Annotated in this window: 15 protein-coding genes; 9 read left to right on the top strand and 6 right to left on the bottom strand. The window is 41.4% G+C overall.

Annotation, left to right across the window (positions count from 1 at the left end; genetic code table 11):
• The first annotated feature begins 48 nt into the window (after positions 1-48).
• Together ABTV71_RS12800 and ABTV71_RS12805 are read left to right on the top strand one after the other, a co-directional pair.
• Positions 49-258: a hypothetical protein gene (locus tag ABTV71_RS12800; protein ID WP_433903419.1), complete on the top strand. Its 210-nt coding sequence runs from the start codon at positions 49-51 to the stop codon at positions 256-258.
• A 105-nt stretch (positions 259-363) separates the two neighbouring features.
• Positions 364-2,367, top strand: a complete 2,004-nt coding sequence (locus tag ABTV71_RS12805) for a M13 family metallopeptidase (protein WP_433903420.1) — start codon at positions 364-366, stop codon at positions 2,365-2,367.
• 66 nt (positions 2,368-2,433) lie between these two features.
• Here the strand turns inward: ABTV71_RS12805 and ABTV71_RS12810 are convergent, their stop codons facing one another.
• The 6 genes from ABTV71_RS12810 to ABTV71_RS12835 all read right to left on the bottom strand — a co-directional run bounded on the left by ABTV71_RS12810 (position 2,434) and on the right by ABTV71_RS12835 (position 7,908).
• Positions 2,434-3,648, bottom strand: coding sequence for an MFS transporter (locus tag ABTV71_RS12810; RefSeq protein ID WP_121124689.1), 1,215 nt, complete (start codon positions 3,646-3,648; stop codon positions 2,434-2,436).
• 159 nt (positions 3,649-3,807) lie between these two features.
• Positions 3,808-4,767, bottom strand: a complete 960-nt coding sequence (locus tag ABTV71_RS12815) for a bifunctional metallophosphatase/5'-nucleotidase (RefSeq protein ID WP_433903421.1) — start codon at positions 4,765-4,767, stop codon at positions 3,808-3,810.
• Positions 4,745-5,506 (bottom strand): 5'-nucleotidase C-terminal domain-containing protein, encoded by a 762-nt coding sequence (locus tag ABTV71_RS12820; protein WP_433903422.1) that lies wholly within the window; start codon positions 5,504-5,506, stop codon positions 4,745-4,747. The genes ABTV71_RS12815 and ABTV71_RS12820 overlap by 23 nt, the downstream gene beginning before the upstream one ends.
• Positions 5,507-5,662: 156 nt before the next feature.
• The gene (locus tag ABTV71_RS12825; RefSeq protein WP_433903423.1) at positions 5,663-6,730 is read right to left on the bottom strand and encodes an EamA family transporter; all 1,068 of its coding nucleotides are present in this window, start codon (positions 6,728-6,730) and stop codon (positions 5,663-5,665) included.
• 18 nt (positions 6,731-6,748) lie between these two features.
• Positions 6,749-7,222, bottom strand: coding sequence for an Lrp/AsnC family transcriptional regulator (locus tag ABTV71_RS12830; RefSeq protein WP_104381980.1), 474 nt, complete (start codon positions 7,220-7,222; stop codon positions 6,749-6,751).
• A 182-nt stretch (positions 7,223-7,404) separates the two neighbouring features.
• Positions 7,405-7,908, bottom strand: a complete 504-nt coding sequence (locus ABTV71_RS12835; protein ID WP_121124692.1) for an FUSC family protein — start codon at positions 7,906-7,908, stop codon at positions 7,405-7,407.
• Between the two features lie 213 nt (positions 7,909-8,121).
• On the opposite strand from ABTV71_RS12835, the gene ABTV71_RS12840 reads away from it, so the two are divergent.
• From ABTV71_RS12840 to ABTV71_RS12870, 7 genes are all read left to right on the top strand, one after another.
• Positions 8,122-11,043, top strand: coding sequence for an FAD-binding and (Fe-S)-binding domain-containing protein (locus ABTV71_RS12840; protein ID WP_245971340.1), 2,922 nt, complete (start codon positions 8,122-8,124; stop codon positions 11,041-11,043).
• A gap of 94 nt (positions 11,044-11,137) precedes the next feature.
• The gene (locus ABTV71_RS12845) at positions 11,138-11,788 is read left to right on the top strand and encodes a hypothetical protein (RefSeq protein WP_433903424.1); all 651 of its coding nucleotides are present in this window, start codon (positions 11,138-11,140) and stop codon (positions 11,786-11,788) included.
• Between the two features lie 251 nt (positions 11,789-12,039).
• The gene (locus ABTV71_RS12850; RefSeq protein WP_433903425.1) at positions 12,040-13,248 is read left to right on the top strand and encodes a DUF763 domain-containing protein; all 1,209 of its coding nucleotides are present in this window, start codon (positions 12,040-12,042) and stop codon (positions 13,246-13,248) included.
• A gap of 82 nt (positions 13,249-13,330) precedes the next feature.
• Positions 13,331-13,732, top strand: coding sequence for a hypothetical protein (locus ABTV71_RS12855; RefSeq protein WP_108631788.1), 402 nt, complete (start codon positions 13,331-13,333; stop codon positions 13,730-13,732).
• Positions 13,733-13,908: 176 nt separating this feature from the next.
• Positions 13,909-14,991, top strand: coding sequence for an efflux RND transporter periplasmic adaptor subunit (locus ABTV71_RS12860; protein ID WP_433903426.1), 1,083 nt, complete (start codon positions 13,909-13,911; stop codon positions 14,989-14,991).
• Between the two features lie 20 nt (positions 14,992-15,011).
• Entirely contained in the window at positions 15,012-18,176 is a 3,165-nt protein-coding gene (locus ABTV71_RS12865; RefSeq protein WP_433903427.1) for an efflux RND transporter permease subunit, read from the top strand.
• Positions 18,169-19,608 (top strand): TolC family protein, encoded by a 1,440-nt coding sequence (locus tag ABTV71_RS12870; RefSeq protein ID WP_433903428.1) that lies wholly within the window; start codon positions 18,169-18,171, stop codon positions 19,606-19,608. The genes ABTV71_RS12865 and ABTV71_RS12870 overlap by 8 nt, the downstream gene beginning before the upstream one ends.
• Positions 19,609-19,653 lie beyond the last annotated feature (45 nt).

Raw genomic sequence — 19,653 nt, forward strand, 5'->3', positions numbered from 1 at the left:
CAAACAAAATACGTCGACGCGGGATTCTATCTATATAAAGTTGGTCGTATGAAAAGAATGTCTGTACTATTTTGTCTGCTATCTTCCTTTGTTGCGTTATATGCGGACGTGCCCATTGAGGAAAATCAAAAACTTAGAGAGGCAAACGGCACCTTATGGTATGCCAATCCATGGATTTGGCTGGGCGGTGTGGCGCTGTTTCTGATTATTTTCTTCCTTCTTCTCCGTAAATCGACGGGAAACAAGACGCAGACATAATGCAATGTATATTATTTTAGTTGTCTGCAAAACTATGTTCTGTATTACAAACAATAGCAAAACTTTTCTTAAGTTTGTGTGATAGAGAACAAACTAAAATATCATATGAAGAGAAGTATACTGTTAGCTGCTTTGCTGGCATGCGGTTCTTTGGCCGGTCATGCCCAAAATAATGCGATTAATGTAGACTACATGGATAAAGCCGTTCGTCCGCAAGATGATTTCTACAATTTTGTAAATGGTCAGTGGATGAAAACTGTAAAGATACCATCCGATAAAGCACGTTGGGGATCTTTTGATGAGTTACGTGAGAATACGGATATTGCCACGCTGAAAGTGTTGCAAGAGTCGTTATCTGGCCAGTTTCCAAAAGGGACTGATAATCAGAAGATCGGGGATCTGTACAGATCTTTTGTAGACATGAAAACACGCGACAAACTTGGCTTGGCGCCTGTTCAGCCCTATTTGACAAAAATCAATGCGATAAAGAATTTTGATGATCTTTATAAATATCTGGTAGAGGTTGCACCCATAGGAGGCAATCCTTTCTTTGGTGGATATGTCTATGGACATCTCAAAAATTCGAATGTCAATACGGTTTACCTGGGTGGGGGAAGTTTGGGTTTAGGCCGCTCTTATTATCAGGTAAAAGATCAAAAAAATGAAGAGACCTTAAAGGACTATTCAAATTATATTTCAGCACTTTATGCTAAGTCAGGTCAACGCACGAGAGATCTTAAAGGGCCTAAAATTGTCGCTTTTGAAAAAGAATTGGCTGCTAACCTAAAAACTGTCGAACAGTCGCGAGACGCAAACGGCCGATATAATCCGGTGGCAGTTGCGGATTTAAAGAAGATGGTAAAAAATGTCGATATTGCTAAATATCTAAACGAAATTGGATTTAAAGCGGATACCGTTATTGTACCTGAACTGAAGTACTATGAAAATTTAGATAAGATCTTCAATCCTGCGAATCTTCCGGTCATTAAGGATATCTTAACATTTCATGTGTTAAATACTGCTGCATCATATACAACGAAAGAATTAAATGACCTTTCCTTTGATTTCTGGGGGCGTAAGCTGAAAGGGCAGAAGGAGCAACGTGCGCTGGATAAACGGGGGGTAGAGTTCGTGAATTCTATTGCCGGAGAACTTTTGGGAAAGCTTTATGTGAAAGAGAATTTTCCGCCACAGGCGAAAGCTGACGCTGAAGAACTGGTAAGCTACCTTGTAAAAGCATTTGGCCAACATATCAATGGTTTAACATGGATGTCCGCAGACACAAAAGTAAAGGCGCTTGAAAAACTGTCGAAGTTTAAAGTGAAGATCGGTTATCCGGATAAATGGAAAGATTATAGCAAACTTGATGTTAGTACTTCGCTTTACGAGAATGTCCTATCATCCAGCAAGTGGTCTTTTTACGAGAACCTTGCGAAACAGGACAAACCAGTTGATAAATCTGAATGGGGCATGACACCACAGACAGTCAATGCCTATTATAGTTCGCTGTTTAACGAAATTGTATTCCCGGCCGCAATTCTTCAGCCTCCTTTCTATGATTACAAAGCGGATGCAGCCGTTAATTTTGGAGGTATCGGTGCCGTCATAGGGCATGAACTATCGCACGGTTTTGATGACCAGGGAGCAAAATATGATGGAAACGGAAATTTGAATAACTGGTGGACGGATGGCGACAAGGCTAAATTTGAAGCAGCTGCAGATGCCTTGGTGAAACAATTTGAAGCCTATGAACCAGTTCCCGGAGTTTTTGTGAATGGCCGTTTCACCTTAGGTGAGAATATTGGTGATTTGGGCGGCTCCTCTGTTGCCTTTGATGCACTGCAACTTTATTTAAAAGATAAAGGAAATCCCGGTCTGATCGATGGATTTACACAAAATCAGCGTTTTTTTCTTTCTTGGGCTACTATTTGGAGAACAAAAACAACCGATGAGTTTGTTGTGAATCAGGTGAAAACAGATCCACATTCTCCTGCGCAATATCGGGCTTTTGCGCCGATTATCAATTTAGATGCGTTCCATGCAGCGTGGGAAACGAAAGAGGGTGACAAGATGTTTGTCCCGATGGACAAACGTATTAAGATCTGGTAGGAAAAATCTATGGATCTTATTGATAAACAGCAAGGGGGAATTTCATTTGAAATTCCCCCTTGCTGTTTATCGCATCCATTTTAGAACAAGGTAGAAGCCAAGTCCCGTGAAGGAAAGTGTCAGCGCTGTTGCCCACCATAGTGTAGTGAAACCAAAGGAGTCAACAATAGATGTCCCGAGCAGTGGCGAAAAAATATTTGCCGCGGAAAAAGCTAATGAATTGAAGCCCATATATGCGCCTTGTGTTTTTGGGGTAGAGCGGTTCACGGATACAGTAGCCATAAATGGCAATGTCAGCATCTCACCGAGGCCAAAAATAAAGAAGGTGAAATATAACCAGCCAAGTCCGCCCATATAATTCAGCATGGCATACGAACTGGCGCATAGAAATGTACCGAACACCAAGGTGCTGATCAGTGAAAACCTCTTTTCGGCGACATGAACAACAAACATCTCCAGTAAAACAATCACAAAACCACTCCAACCCAAGAGGAATCCGATCTGATGGTCATCCAAGTGATGGACCTCACGATAGAATATCGGCAAGGTTGTAATTAACTGGAAAAAACAAAATGAAAAAATACAGCAGAAGATATTAAACAGCACAAAGGGAACATCCGTATAAGGGTTGCGGCTTTGGTTTGCTACTTCGCTGTGTAGCAAAGCGTCTTTTTTTGCTTTAACATCCGTTCTTTTTTGTCTTTTGTTAAAGAAGATAAAGAAAATTACTGCTGCACATAGCACGGCAAAGGAGTTTCCGTAGAAAATCCAGTTAAACGAAATTGTGGCGAGGAAACCGGCAACGGCGGGACCAATTGAAAAGCCTAGGTTGATAGCCAGTCTATTTAGTGAAAAGGCACGGGTTATATTTTCGGGCTTTGCATAGCTGGCCACTGAAACAGAGTTCGCCGGCCTAAAGGCATCAAAAATCAGACTTAGTGTAAAGATCATGACGGACAGGGACGGAACTTCTTTAAAATAGGGGATTAATAAAAATAAGGGGGAAGCCAATACCAGGCTCCCGAATTGTACCTTAAAACTGCCGATCCGATCTGTCAGCCATCCGCCGATATAGGAGCCACATACGGAACCTATACCGTAGCTCATCAGGACAATTCCGACTTGCTTAATATCAAAATGAAGTACCTGCGTCATGTAAAGTCCCAGGAACGGGATGACCATGCTACCCATTCTATTGATCAACATAACAATGGCCAAAAGCCAGGCTGCCTGCGAAAGGCCTTTAAAAGAATCCAGGTATATGGATATAATTTTTTTCATGCAAATAATTTGCTTTTTAGACGGTGTTGATTTTTATAAGCGCTTTGTTGTCATTCCAATAGGAGGAGCACCCGGGCTTATAAAAGCGATAACTCATTTTGATAAAAAAATGCCAAATTGATATTGGTCAATTTGGCATCTATTATAAATTGATAACGTTTATGCCAATAGTGACTCTTCGATTGACGGGTTAACCTGATAGGTACTTGCTATCATCTGTTTTTTACCTGAACCGGGTTCCATAATGAAATCAATTCGGCCGAGATTAATGCCTGCAAACCCCACTTGGTTGATCACTGTCTGCGTTCCTTTTAAATTTGTGACTAAGGTCGGTTCGTTTAAAAAAGTATGAGTATGACCGCCGATGATCAGATCAATATCTGATGTTTTGGAGGCAAGTACCAGATCTGAAACCTTATCGTTCTCATATTGATATCCTAGGTGTGAAAGACAGATTATAAGATCGCAATTATGTTTTTCCTTAAGGATTTTAACAATTTTATTCGCGATTTCAATCGGATCCAGATAGCTCATACCCTTATAATTATTAGGATCTACCAGACCTTCGATATCAACACCAAGTCCAAATACACCTATTTTAATACCGCCTTTATGGAAAATGGTATAATCTTGTGTCTTTCCTTCGAGCACGGTGCCTTTAAAATCGTAGTTGGCGGTCAGAAAAGGGAATTTGGCGTGATCCAGATATTTGACAAGCCCGTTCAGACCATTGTCAAACTCATGATTACCAAAAGTCCCGGCATCATATCCCAATTTCGTCATGAGGTCCAATTCCAATTTACCTCCAAAAAGGTTAAAATACGGTGTCCCTTGAAACATGTCGCCGGCATCCAGCAACAGGAGGTTCTTTTCTTCCTTACGGATTTTATTGATCAAAGTACTGCGGCGAGCCACACCCCCCAGTCCCTGATACTTACCACCGTCCATTGGAAAGGGTTCAATACGGCTATGCACGTCGTTCGTATGTAAAATGGTCAATTTGATCTTTTTACTTTCTGCTGCCGCCTGAAAAGGTAATGAACCCAAAGCAAGTGCAGCGGAAAATCCACCGGCTTGCTTGATAAACGTTCTCCGATTAATTGATTTTAATTCTTCCATCTAAATCCGCATTTACTTGTTTACCTGCTTTTGTTAATTCACTTACATACGCTATCAAACCTTCACGCATCCGTTGGGGATAGTTGGTTCTGGAGACCGATTGCGTTAATAACACGAGATTATCACCACCATTGGCAAGGTAATCATAGGTGACCAGTTTGTATAATTTGTTGTCATCGATGGGCAGTCCTTTAATTTTGATGTCCTGTACCTTATTGCCTGTTATAGTTAAGGTCATGCCTGCAATGGGCTGGCCATGTGTGGTGGCGATATAATCTGCAAGCTGACGTATTTGGCTGCCTTTTAGTTCGATAATCGTCAATGTATTTTCAAATGGCATTACTTCAAAAATATGCCCTACGGTGATATCTCCTGCCTTGAGATCGTTACGGATTCCCCCTTTGGTTGCAAAGGCCAGATCTGCGGGATTATGGGCATAATGTGCACTCATCCATAATAACGCTTCACAGAAAAAATTTCCCATTAAGGTTTCTGGAGTTTTCTCTTTCGTGAGGGCCTTGTCCGCGTGTCCGATAACGCGGCTCATTTCAGCTTCCATCTTTTGCTTGAACGGCTCATAGATGGAAACGACAGTAGGATCTGCTTGTACGTCCTTATTAATATGATATTGCTGGAAGTCCTTCTGTGTAGGGTGGAGTTGCTTTGAGCAACCGGCGACCATCAAAAGCGAAGCGACTCCAAGACTACCAATAAAGGCAATTTGCTTTGATATATTCATTATAGTTAGTTTAAACCAAATATTGGAGCAAAGTTAGCCAATTAAATACGAAGAAATCTTATTCCTGATACGCTAATTTTGCCAAAAACATAAAAACAATAAAAGCTTAACATAAATCTACGTTAAGCTTTATCATATAATTAGAAAAATAACAACCTAGTGAACCAATTCTGCTTCCGGGAGATCATCTATGGGAGTTTGACGGTCATTGTTTTTCGCCAATGTATCCAATGTGTTTCCTTGAAGGATCTTTTTGTTTTTATTTTTAGCTGATAATTTGATGCGGTAAGCTTTCCAATTCATCAGTAAAACGGAGAACAAAATCACGGCCAAACCTACAATCTGTAGGGAGGTTACGGCATGTGACGTGAAAAAATGACTTAATATTAACGCAATGATCGGATTTACATAGGCATAAGTACTTACTTCCATTGCCGGACGCACCTGTAAAAGCCAAATGTAAGAGCTAAATGCGAGGATAGAACCAAATGTGATCAAATAGCCTAAATTGAACCAGTCTACAGGGGCGACGCTGCTTAATTCAAATGATGCATACTCGCCCGTAAAAAGTGCCGTGATATTAAAAAGAACGCCTGCAGTGACCATCTGCCAGGCTGTTTTGACCATAACATGTAAGTCTTCTTTTTCTTGCACTTCTGTCTTTTTGAAATATTTAGATGCTAAAGAACCTACTGTCCAGGCAATGGAGCCCAATACCAAAATGCATAAAGCAATGATTTTCAAATTTCCATTTGCATTGTCGTTGGATGCCATAATCTGTTCGGCGAATAGCATAACGACTCCAACGAATCCGAGCACAACCCCGGCTACAGTAGTGATACTGCTAAAATTCTCCTTCCATTTAGGTTTGTCAAGTAAGATAAACCAGATGGCTGCTGCTGCGGCGATTATCGCTGCCACTCCACCGGATACATATTGCTCCGCCCAGATGACTCCGGCCATATCGACGAACAAGAGGAGAAATCCGACAAAGGAAGCTTCTAATATGGAACGTTTATTAAATAATTTGTAACCTTTTATCGCGCAATAGCTCATCAGGATTGCACTTGCGGTAACAAATCGAAATGATCCTAATATAAATGGTGGAAAGCTATGCAAGGCTTTTTCTATAAAAAAGAAGGTTGACCCCCATACCACGTAAATTATAAAATAAGCAACTACAACCATCAGTGGGCTTGCAGCTTTTTTGTGTCCTTGTAACATAATGAAACCTCCTTTCTGTTATTCAGGTATAACAACCTGTTGATCTTCTTTTACCGTCTGAAGTACGATTGTGGTACGCGTGGAAATTATTCCTTCTACTTTACTTAACGTATTGCGCATTAAATCCACTAAACCTGTCGAATCAGCGGTTCTTACTTTGATAAGATAACCATCATCTCCAGCTATGTCGTGCACTTCCTGTACTTCTGGGATTTCAGCAAGGGCTAGACCAACGCGCTGTTCACCGATAATGTCATTCGCTTTGATGAAAATAAATGATAAAAGTTTCTGATCGACAGCAGCAGGATTGATTTTGGCGCTGTATTTTAAGATCACATCTTTTTGTTCAAGCTTTTTAACACGCTCCAGTATTGCCGAAGGAGCCATACCTAATTCCCTAGCGATATCAGCATTATTGATACGCCCGTTATCCTGCATCAAACGAAGGATTTTGTAATCTACTTGATCTAAATTATATTCTACTTTTGTCATTTCGACTGCAAAGGTAAGGAGAAATGTAGAATATTCAAAATTTTTATGTTAATTAAGAATAATATTCTGCTGTTAAGGTTTTTGTCGTGAATTTTATTCGATATAAAGTGGAGGGTATTGCTGGAGTTGGATCTAATTTATTGGGTAAAAAGGAATTGCGAAGATGCTGTAGTCTGCTGCATTCAACAATTATACCGATTTCTTAATTTAATAATTATATTTCTGGTAGATAGAATGACGCCCAATCCAATCAAACACCCTACGCACACACAGCCAAAGCGGTCTAGTGCAGCAAAATAGGAGCGGCTTTCTTGCTCATGTAAATAGACGATAATCAGCGCGACCATGGAGGTGCGCGCCACAGCCATAATATTCAGCGCCTTACAAATAGCCAATGAAGCAAGTATACCAATAATCATCGCATAAAGTTGCGGGATAGGGACGAAGTACAGGCTAAGTCCGATAGCTGAGCCGATAAAATTTGATTTAGCACGATCGATAGCAATTTTTTTTGATTCATTTTCCTGTGGGGATATGACCAGGATAATTGAAATAAGGGTCCAGGAAACAGAGTATTCCGGAAAGGATATAAATAGGATATAGCCCAGTAAAAACCCGCTCAGTACCCGTATTGTATATATAATAAAATCTGAATGTAATGTGTATCGAAGGATAAGATTACGCATATAACAAAGAGATGTTAATTCATTAAATCGTGTTGCTATTACAAAAATACGAGCAAATGATGAAGGCGCGAAATAAAATTCAGGTTTGTTGCATTTTGTGTATGCGTTTTTGTGCGTTTTGTCTGAAAGAATTGTATGTTTCTTGCAATTGTTCCTTTTTCCAAAGGAGAAATTTAACTAAATTTGTCTTCTACATTTAAAAAAGCAAATTCAGTGAAAGATCAGAATCAATTAGCCTTATTGGCAACTCAACTGAAAGGGGAGTTGTACTATACAGAGGAAGCATCACACCAAACCATGTTGCTTGCCTATTCCACGGACGCTTCGGTATACCAGGAAAAGCCGTTGGCAGTGGCTATTCCATCTGATATAAATGATGTAAAGAATCTGATTGATTTTGCGGGGAAAAACCGGACCACTTTAATTCCGCGTACGGCTGGCACATCGTTGGCAGGACAAGTCGTCGGAAATGGTATCATCATGGATATGTCCCGTCATTTTAACCGCATCCTCGAATTGAATGCGGAAGAGAAATGGGTGCGTGTGGAGCCGGGTGTCATTCGTGATGATCTGAACAACTACCTTAAACCATTTGGGTTGATGTTTGGTCCCGAAACCTCTACCGCCAGCCGGGCCATGGTGGGAGGAATGATCGGTAATAATTCTTCCGGTCTTCATTCTATTGTCTGGGGTGATACGCGTCATAACCTGATTGCTGCAAATGTGCTTTTAGATGATAAATCCGAGGTAAGCTTTGCTTCACTAGACGAGGAAAGCTACTTTAAAAAACTGTTACAGACAGATCGCGAGGGGGATATCTATCGCCACATGAATAACTTGTTGACCGATCCTCAAAATCTGGCAGATATTGAGACCGGTTATCCCAAGCGTTCGATAACCCGTCGAAATACAGGTTATGCGCTGGATGTGCTAAGTGATCGGAGTCAGCCATTTAATATGTGTAATCTTTTGGCCGGCTCTGAGGGTACCCTAGCAATTGTCACGGAGGCGAAGCTACGCTTGATGGATTTACCGCCTAAAGAATTAGGCTTATTGTGTGTTCATTTTTCCGATATGGTCGAATGTATGCGTGGCAATGTAATCGCATTAAACCATAGACCTGAGGCTTCGGAGCTGGTAGATAAGTATATTCTGGATTTTACGGTTGGACATCCAACTTATAAGTATAATCGTTTTTTTATAGAAGGCGATCCGCAGGCATTGTTAATCGTTGAATTTAGAGGCGATACGGAGGCTGAGACCGCGGCTAAAGCCATGGCTTTAAAGGCCGAGCTGATGGAAAGGGGCTTGGGCTATGCTTATCCTTATATTACTGGAATTGAGCAGACAAACCTAGTCTGGGATGTCAGAAAAGCTGGGCTCGGTCTTATCCGTAATCTTCCTGGGGACAGTCAGCCTGTAAATTTAATCGAAGACTGTGCTGTTTCTCCGGAAGATCTGCCCGAATATGTCAGTGACATTCAAAAATTATTGATTGAGGAAGGTGTACATGCGTCTTACTACGCGCATGCCGGAGCAGGTGAATTGCATATTGAACCCTTTGTAAATCTGAAAACAGACGAAGGTAAACGTACTTTCCGCTCCATACTGGAAAAAACAAGTGACCTCGTTTTAAAGTACAATGGATCATTAAGCGGAGAACATGGTGATGGGCGCTTAAGAGGTGAGTTTATAGGCAAGGTACTTGGTCAAAAGGTCTATAAGCTTTTGGAAGAAGTCAAGGTCATTTTCGATCCATTGGGGATTTTTAATGCCAATAAAATTGTTAACACGCCTCCAATGGATGCCCATCTGCGCTACGATAACGACAAGAATAGGACGGCTATAAAAACATATTTCGATTTTTCTAAAGATGAATCCATTCTCCGTTTGGCGGAAAAATGCTCTGGATCGGGGGATTGTCGAAAAACGGAAATTACCGGTGGCACCATGTGTCCTTCTTTTATGGCGACCCGTGATGAGAAGGATACAACACGGGCCAGAGCAAATATGCTACGTCAATTTTTGACCAATTCCACAAAGAAAAACCGCTTTGATCATGAGGAAATCAAGGAAGTTATGGATCTATGTTTGAGCTGCAAAGGCTGTAAAACAGAATGCCCTTCAAGTGTGGACGTCGCTAAAATGAAAGCAGAATTTTTACAGCACTATTACGATGAACACGGCGCTGGCTTCCGAACGAAACTGATTGCTAATTTTACCGACTCTCAAAAACTGGGTTCGCTGGTCGCTCCACTTTACAATTTTGTCGTGAAGAACGATTTCCTGTCCGGTTTGGTTAAAAAAACGGTCGGATTTGCTGCAAAGCGTTCACTTCCTACAGTTAACGGAACGACATTAAGCCAATGGGTCAGGAAGCAAAAGATCGTGCCACGGGCTAAACGCCGTGTCTATCTGTTCTCTGATGAGTTTACAGAATACAATGATGCTGAGATCGGTATCACGGCCTATAAACTGTTAACGACCTTGGGTTACGAGGTGGTTATTCCAAAACATGTGCAAAGTGGGCGGACTTTTCTTTCCAAAGGATTTGTCAAAGAAGCAAAAAAAATTGCTAACCAGAACATCAGTTTTCTAAAGGACCTGATCACAGATGACACCCCGCTGTTAGGTATTGAACCATCGGGAATAATTACATTCAGAGACGAATACCTAAGCTTAGTTGATGAAAATCTGCGTAGTGATGCCCTTCGGGTAGCAAAAAATGCACTTATGATTGACGAGTTTCTTTTGGCGGAAATTGAGGCAGGTCGTATTCTTCGGGAACAGTTTACTGCTGGTGACAGAAAAATTAAATTGCACGGACATTGCTACCAAAAGGCTTTTCATTTGGTGGGCGTTACCCAGCAAGTATTGTCTTTCCCGTTAAATTACTCCGTTGAAATCATTCCATCGGGCTGCTGTGGTATGGCGGGTTCCTTTGGTTATGAGGCCGAACATTATGACGTTTCGATGAAAGTGGCGGAATTGGTTTTATTGCCCGCTGTACGCAAAACAGATACCACAACTTTAATCGCAGCAGCGGGTACCTCATGCCGGCATCAGATTAAAGATGGTGCCGGCAGAAAATCGTTCCATCCTGTTGAAATTTTATACGATGCTTTATTGAAATAAAATAAAAACATTGCCAATGGTTGTTTGTTATCAGTAATAATAGTAATATTATAAGAGCAATATTTCAATGATTACTGATAATAAACAAATCACCATGTACAAAATTCAATCTATAGCCATTCTCGCAACAGCTACGCTGATGTTGGCTGCTTGTGGAAATTCTAATCAGAAGAAAAACGATGGAAGTGATACTGCAACGGCAAACACCATTGAGCGGGTGCGCATCGAAAAATTTACGAACGGCACTCCCGGACCTGAAAAAAAGAATTTCTTTTTGCGTATCACCGATGAAGTAAAGACAGATTCGAGTCGTATTTATACGACTAAATCACTTTTTAACAAAGATACGGTCGGTGCTAAATTTGAAATCATTGATTTTATACCTGCTGGTATTATTGATGGGCAACCAAGTGACGACGTAGGATTTACAAAAGGGAAAATTAAAATCACTAGTCTAGGAACGCAATCCAATAATCTAGTCAAAGCTTTGGGTGAATTGTTTCAAATGCCAACCAGCGATGGCTTTACAAAAGACGTAGTACTGCCCAATGTTTTCTCATCCAATAAAATGAATGTTGATTTATCAAAGAAAACTGCATATAGCTTTAAACTCTTTTTAGAAAATAAAAAAGCAGAACCGGCGGAATTGTTTTTTAATGTGGATACCTATAAACATTCTATTGAATTTTCTGAAAAAGATCCGTCTTTCCGTGCTGGATTATTATCAGCTTTCACTGGAAAGTAAATCGTTAAATTTGAATGGGAGTTACACATTCAATATTGAAATAGAAAATGGCTGGATATTGCCCAATTATCCAGCCATTTTTTTATTATTTATTCTGTATGTTGTGAGCTTTTTTAGGTCGTAGGTATTGACTGACAGCTCCCACTGAATATAGCGCAAAAGAAGTGTTCTAATTTTTGTGCTATTTTTTTGAAAATATCGTTTGCTAAACAAAAAAAGTTATCTTTGTGCTAATAAATTTAGTTTTATTTATGAAGCATTCAGGGACGGCAGACTTGCCACTGCACTATGGAAAGGTGCCTGCCTGGCTCTATGAGCGGATGAGCGCATTGGGCAAGTCCATTGTAGAGGTGATCCTGATGGACTATGGGCAGGATGAGGTGCTCAGACGATTGGCAGATCCGTTTTGGTTCCAGAGCTTTGGTGCGGTACTGGGTATGGACTGGCATTCATCAGGTATTACCACGTCGGTTATGGGGGCTTTAAAACGCGCCGTTAATCCCTGCGCGCACGCATTTGGTCTCTATATATGCGGCGGTAAAGGTAAATTCTCCAAAGATACACCACAAGAACTACTTTACCTCGCGGACAAAACTGGTTTGGATGGTAATAGCTTGGTTCGGACAAGCAAGTTGGTCGCAAAAGTAGATAAAACGGCGATACAAGACGGTTATCAGTTGTATCTGCATAATTTTATTGTCGCTAAGAACGGTCATTGGGCTGTGGTACAACAGGGTATGCACGATCATGATGGAACTGCCCGTCGTTACCATTGGCATTCGGAGAACGTCCGTTCCTTCGTCGAGGAGCCGCATACAGGTATAAACGGTTGTCCCCAAGGAATAATTTTAAATTTAACGGCATCTGGAGCAGCTCCCAATAGGACAGGTATCATGACGCTCTTCAATGAAGATTCTTCAGATGTCTTAGTAGACTTTAAAAGATTGATGATGCCTTCTCATCATGACGTTAGGGTTCCGGATGTTGATCTCAAAAGGTTAGGAGCGATGTTATATGTTGCACGGGAAAATCAGCCTAAAAATTTTGAGGATCTTTTGTTATTAAAAGGCATGGGACCCCGCACCTTACAATCGCTGGCACTTGTCAGCGAAGTGATCCATGGAGCTCCTGCGCGATTTAATGATCCCGCACGCTTCTCTTTTGCGCATGGTGGAAAGGATGGACATCCCTTTCCTGTTCCTCTAGATATTTATGATCAAAGTATTCAGATCTTACAAAAAGGTATTGAAAAGTCAAAGCTGGGCAATAGGGATAAATTAAAATCGATGAATAAGCTCCATCAGATCGTTCTGGAAGCAGAACATAATTTTATGCCTCAGTTTGATATTCAGCAGATAATAGAGGAAGAACGCAGAAATTCCTGGAGATATAATGGCCGGACAGTCTTTGCTCGCGCAAAACCTCCTGATGAAACAGGAAAACAGCTTTCACTTTTTTGAGTAAGATCGGCGGTGTAATCATTTTGTTAAATTGTGTTAAACCTTATTAAAATTATTTCTGCGCTAGTATATTTGCTCACAAATGAAAGCGGTTATTACAATTCTATGTTTTATAGTCTTCCTATTAATTAGGAGCGGTAATAGCCATGCTGTGCTAAACGAGTCCGACCGTCCTGCGATCAGTTTCATGTATCAGCATAATGAGGCAAATTTAAAGGACAAGATTACTTCGCTAACTTCCCGCATTGATCCCCTTATTGCAGGAAGCGTACACGATGAAAATCCCGTCATTGAAGAATTTAACAGTGAGAATTTCCAATTAACCAAAGATCTTCAGACAGCCTCTGATTTTGTCGCATTATTGCTTTGTGCAGTCGTATTTTTCATTTTTGTGTTTCGGTTTGCAAAGAAAATCCCTTTTTGCAATTTTGTTGCTTATTTATATCCCCAAAGGTATATCTTCCAGCAAAACTGGAGAATTTAATGGCCAATCCTCCGAAATAGCTTAGCCTTATTCTTTTTTATTTCTGTATCAATCGGATTTTCATTTCTCCGTTAATGATTTTACCGTTTTTGCATCTTACAACAAGCTTAGGATAGGTTGTTTCAATTCCCATATCAAACAAACAATCAAACTTATTTTTAATTAGACGCTTACAAATGAAAAGAGTATTTATGCTCGTTAATTTGGCTATCGTATTATGCCAAATTGGGTGTACTTCCAAAAAGGAAGAAAAAGAAGAGAAAGAAAAATTTAATGTGACTTCTCCGGTACAAATGGATACAACTATCCGTAAAGATTTTGTATCCCAGATTAAGTCTTTCCGTAATATTGAATTACGTGCACAGGAAAAAGGATATCTGGAACAAATTTTTGTGGACGAAGGACAATTTGTACACAAAGGACAACTGCTGTTCCGCATTATGCCCAAAATGTATGAAGCAGAGTTTAGAAAATCCATGGCTGAAGTGAATGTTGCCGAGATCGAAGTACAGAATACCAAGAGTCTAGCGGATAAAAATGTGGTGTCCCCGAATGAACTTGCCATGGCCAAAGCTAAATTGGAACAGGCTAAAGCCGCTGCAGCTATTGCTAAACTGCACCTTTCTTTTACAGAGATCAGAGCACCATTCGATGGTACAATTGACCGAATTCCATTGAAATTAGGAAGTCTGGTGGATGAAGGGGAGCTGTTGACGAGCCTTTCTGACAATAGCCAGATGCTTGTATACTTCAATGTTTCGGAACCAGAGTATCTTAATTATCAAACGAATGTCAGTAAACGGGGGGATACCCATGTCGGATTGTTGCTTGCCAATAATGAATTGCTTCCGGCGCATGGCGTGGTAGAAACCATCGAGAGTGAATTTGACAGTGAAACAGGTAATATTGCGTTTAGAGCTCGCTTCCCAAACCCCAACCGTTTACTGAAACACGGTGAAAGCGGAAAGGTCGTGATGAATTTCCCATTGAAGCAGGCATTAATTATACCGCAAAAAGCAACCTATGAATTGCAGGATCGTAAATACGTTTATGTTGTGGACAAAGACGGCAAGCTAAAAGCCCGCCACATTAACATAGGTAATTCCCTACCTGATCTTTATGTGGTTGCAAGTGGACTTCAAAAAGACGACAAATTCTTACTGGATGGGATACAGAAAGTGAAAGAGGATGAAAAAATCAACTATAGTTTCGTTCAGCCAAAAGATGCCATTTCTAATTTGAAGTTAAAAACAGAATAAATCCCCATATCTTAAATAACATGTTTAGTCGTTTTATAAATAGACCTGTACTTTCGATCGTCATATCACTGATCATTGTGTTTCTGGGGATTCTTTCAATGGTACAACTTCCAGTAACTCAGTTTCCGTCCATATCGCCACCTAAAGTAAATATTACAGCGGAATACCCGGGGGCGAATGGGGAATTGATGATCAAATCAGTGATCATTCCACTTGAACGTGCCATAAATGGTGTTCCCGGAATGAAATACATGGCTTCAGACGCCGGTAACGACGGCGAGGCTAGCATACAGGTGGTGTTCAACCTGGGCACGGATCCAAATCAAGCATCTTTGAACGTACAGAACCGTGTGGCTTCTGTTGTCAATAAACTTCCCCCCATTGTTGTCCGTGAAGGGGTAAAGATTACACGGGAAGAATCCAATATGTTGATGTATATCAACCTGTTTAGTAAGGATAAAGATCTCGATGGAAATTTTATGTACAACTACGCGGATATGAACATCGTTTCTGAGCTGCGGCGTGTCGATGGCGTTGGTGTGGCAAATATTCTCGGAACACGGGAATTGGCCATGCGGATCTGGTTGAAACCTGATCGTATGACAGCATATAAAATTTCAGCGGAGGAGGTAATGAAAGCTCTTTCAGAACAAAGCTTGGAGGCATCTCCGGGTAAGGCCGGGGAATCATCGGGTATTACGTCACAGTCCTTTGAATATGTGCTGAAATATCCCGGACGTTTTACCACGACAGAAGGCTACGGCAATATCGTATTGCGTACAAATGCCAACGGTGAAATGTTGCGTCTGAGGGACATTGCGGACATCAAATTCGGTTCGGCAATGTATGATATCTATTCAACCTTAAATGGAAAACCGTCTGCTGCAATCGTGCTGAAGCAATCCTATGGCAGTAATGCTTCTCAGGTTATCCAGGATGTTAAAGACAAAATGAAAGAACTGAAAAGCTCATTTCCAAAGGGACTGGACTATGAGATCAGTTATGATGTCTCTAAATTTTTGGACGCCTCAATGGAAAAGGTTATTCATACCCTAGTTGAAGCATTTATTTTGGTGGCGATCGTTGTCTTCCTATTTTTGGGGGATTGGCGCTCCACATTGATTCCGACTATTGCGGTGCCGGTTTCCTTAGTAGGATCGTTTCTTTTTATGCAATTTTTTGGTATAACAATCAACTTGATTACTCTGTTTGCCCTTGTATTGGCCATTGGCGTGGTGGTTGATGATGCTATTGTCGTTATCGAGGCGGTACACGCCAAGATGGAGGAATTGCATATTTCCGCTTATCAGGCGACGAAGAAAGCGATGCACGAAATCAGTGGAGCGATCATTGCGATAACCTTCTTAATGGCGGCAGTATTTATACCCGTTGCTTTTATGTCTGGACCTGTCGGTATATTTTATCGCCAGTTTTCCATTACAATGGCGACTTCTATTATCTTATCGGGTATAGTAGCTCTGACGCTGACGCCTGCACTCTGTGCCATTATGTTAAAGAACAACCATGGAAAGGCACGCAAAAAAAGCGTTGTGGACAACTTTTTGGACGCCTTCAATCGCATGTTCGATAAAATGTCAAACAAATATGTCTTCTTGCTGAAAGGCATTGTCGACAGGCGTCTCTTTACTTTTGTGGTGTTGATCGGATTCTGTATCGGAGCTTATTTTTTAAATAATGCCGTACCGGCAGGTTTTATTCCAAATGAAGATCAAGGAATGATTTATGCTATTATCCAAACGCCGCCAGGTTCGACTTTAGAGCGGACAAATTTGGCCGCTCAAACCTTGCAGAAGGAAGCGGAGGGTATTGATGGTGTACAGTCCGTTTCTTCGTTGGCAGGTTATGAGATATTAACTGAGGGAACCGGAGCCAATACCGGAACTTGTCTGATCAATCTAAAAAGCTGGGAGGAGCGTAAGGAATCCTCACAGGAAATTATCGAACAGCTGGAAAACGCCGCAAAAAATATTCCCGGTGCTTCCATTGAATTTTTTCAGCCACCAGCAGTACCGGGCTATGGTGCCGCCGGAGGATTTGAATTGCGGCTTTTGGATAAAGCCGGCTCTGGTGACTACAAGAAAATGGAGACCGTGAGTAAGGATTTTGTCCGGGAATTGAATAAACGACCTGAGCTATCCTCTGTTTTTACCTTTTATAGTGCGAGCTTTCCACAATATATGCTTCATATTGACAATGATATGGCTCAATTAAAAGGTGTTACGATTGATAATGCACTGAATACACTCTCGACCTTGGTGGGCAGTAACTACGAAACCAACTTTATTAAATATGACCGACAATATAAGGTCATGGTGCAGGCGTTGCCACAGTATAGAGCTCTTCCTGAAGATATCTTGAAATTATATGTGAAAAATAACAAGGATGAGATGGTACCTTTCTCCGCATTTATGCATATGGAAAAGGTATATGGACTCTCTGAGATCACACGGCATAATATGTACATGGCCTCCGAGATTTCGGGTTCTGCTGCCCCGGGATATAGCAGTGGCGAAGCGATTCAGGTAATCAACGAAGTTGCTGCTAAAAGCTTACCACAGGGCTATGGCATAGATTGGGCCGGTATCTCCAAAGACCAGGTGGGGCGGGGTAACCAGGCTATTTATATCTTTCTGATCTGTTTGGGCTTTGTCTACCTTATTTTATCGGCACAGTATGAAAGCTTTATCATGCCGTTTGCGGTATTGCTTTCCTTGCCAATTGGTATTTTCGGTGCATTTTTCCTGTTGAAGGTCCTTGGACTGGAGAATAATATTTACGCTCAGGTAGCCTTGGTTATGCTCATTGGTTTGCTCGGTAAGAATGCCGTCTTAATCGTTGAATTTGCCACACAGCGGCATGCGCAGGGGCTAAGTATTATCGAAGCGGCATTGGAGGGTGCCAAAGTAAGGTTTAGACCTATCTTAATGACATCGTTTGCATTTATTGCAGGTTTGATTCCATTGGTGTTGGCCTCCGGACCAGGAGCGATCGGCAACCGGACGATCGGTACGGCAGCAGCAGGAGGTATGTTATTCGGAACTGTGTTTGGTATCCTTGTCATACCGGGGCTTTACTTTGTTTTTGGAACAATTGCTTCCAAACGCAAGCTCATCAAACATGAGGATGAAAATCCATTAACAGAAGAAATCGATAACAATGGCTAATCAAAAATATAAACACTTCGTGATAGGAGTTCTTTTGTCAGCGGCGGTGACCGGCTGTAAAGTCCCTAAAGCGACACAGATTCAAGAAAATAAGCAGGTGCCACAACAATTTGCCGAAGCATCGGCACTGGATACAATGAATTCGGCGAGCGTGAAATGGCGCGATTTTTTCAGCGATCCCAATTTAGTCACCTTAATTGACACCGCATTAAAAAATAATCAGGAGTTAAATGTGACTTTGCAGGAATTGGCAATCGCCAAAAACGATATCTTATTGCGAAAAGGAGCATTGAAACCAAGTATAGGTTTGCGCGCCGGTGGGGGGGTGGAAAAAGTCGGCCGGTATACCAGTCAAGGGGCAGGTGATGCCAGCACAGAGATAACGCCCGGCAAGGAAATGCCCGATCCACTGGGTGATTTAACGATAGGGGCTTATGCCAGCTGGGAGATTGACGTCTGGAAGAAGCTAAAAGATTCCGAACAGGCAGCATTGAACCGTTATCTTGCGACAGTCGAAGGTAAAAACTTTGTTCTGAGCAGCCTTATTGCAGAGGTTGCCCGCTCTTATTATGAACTGTTGGCGTTAGATAACCAACTGACGATCATCAAACAAAATATCGAGGTGCAGGACAATGCGCTGGAAGTAATCAAACTACAGAAGCAAGCGGCACGTGTAACGGAACTTGCTGTTCAGAAATTTCAGGCCGAAGTATTGAAAACTAAGGGCATGGAATTCGAGACACGGCAACAGATTAAAGAAACGGAAAACCGGATCAATTTCCTTTTAGGACGTTTCCCGCAGGAGATAAAGCGTGATAAAAGCAGTTTCGTAGATATGGTACCGGCCAAAGTACAAGCAGGGATACCGAGTCAATTGTTGAGCAATAGACCTGATATTCGTGAGGCAGAATATGAATTGGTGGCTGCTAAATTGGACGTACAGATTGCAAGAAAAGAGTTTTACCCATCTCTGGAGATATCGGCTGCCCTTGGCTTGCAAGCTTTTAAACCGTCCTACCTATTTAAAATGCCCGAATCCATGTTGTACAATATTATAGGTGAGCTGGCAGCGCCGCTGTTGAACAAAAATGGGCTGAAAGCAGAATTCAATACCGCAAATGCAAAACAGATACAAGCGGTCTATAACTACGAGAAGACGATTCTAAATGCCTATCTCGAAGTATCCACACAACTATCCAATATCGAGAATCTTGGAAAGAGTTATGATTTTAAGACCAAAGAAGTTGAGGTGCTCAATAATTCGGTTGCCGTTTCAGGTGATCTATTTAAATCGGCACGTGCCGACTATATGGAAGTGCTGATGACACAACGTGACGTACTGGATTCAAAACTTGAATTAATAGAAACTAAGAAGCAACAGCTGAATGCTGTGGTCAATGTCTACAAAGATTTGGGAGGAGGCTGGAAATAAGTTGTTTGTTTGAATGGACCCCGCTAGGCGGGGTTCTTTTTTTGT

It is taken from the genome of Sphingobacterium puteale, assembly GCF_050986225.1.
Classification (GTDB): Bacteria; Bacteroidota; Bacteroidia; order Sphingobacteriales; family Sphingobacteriaceae; genus Sphingobacterium; species Sphingobacterium puteale.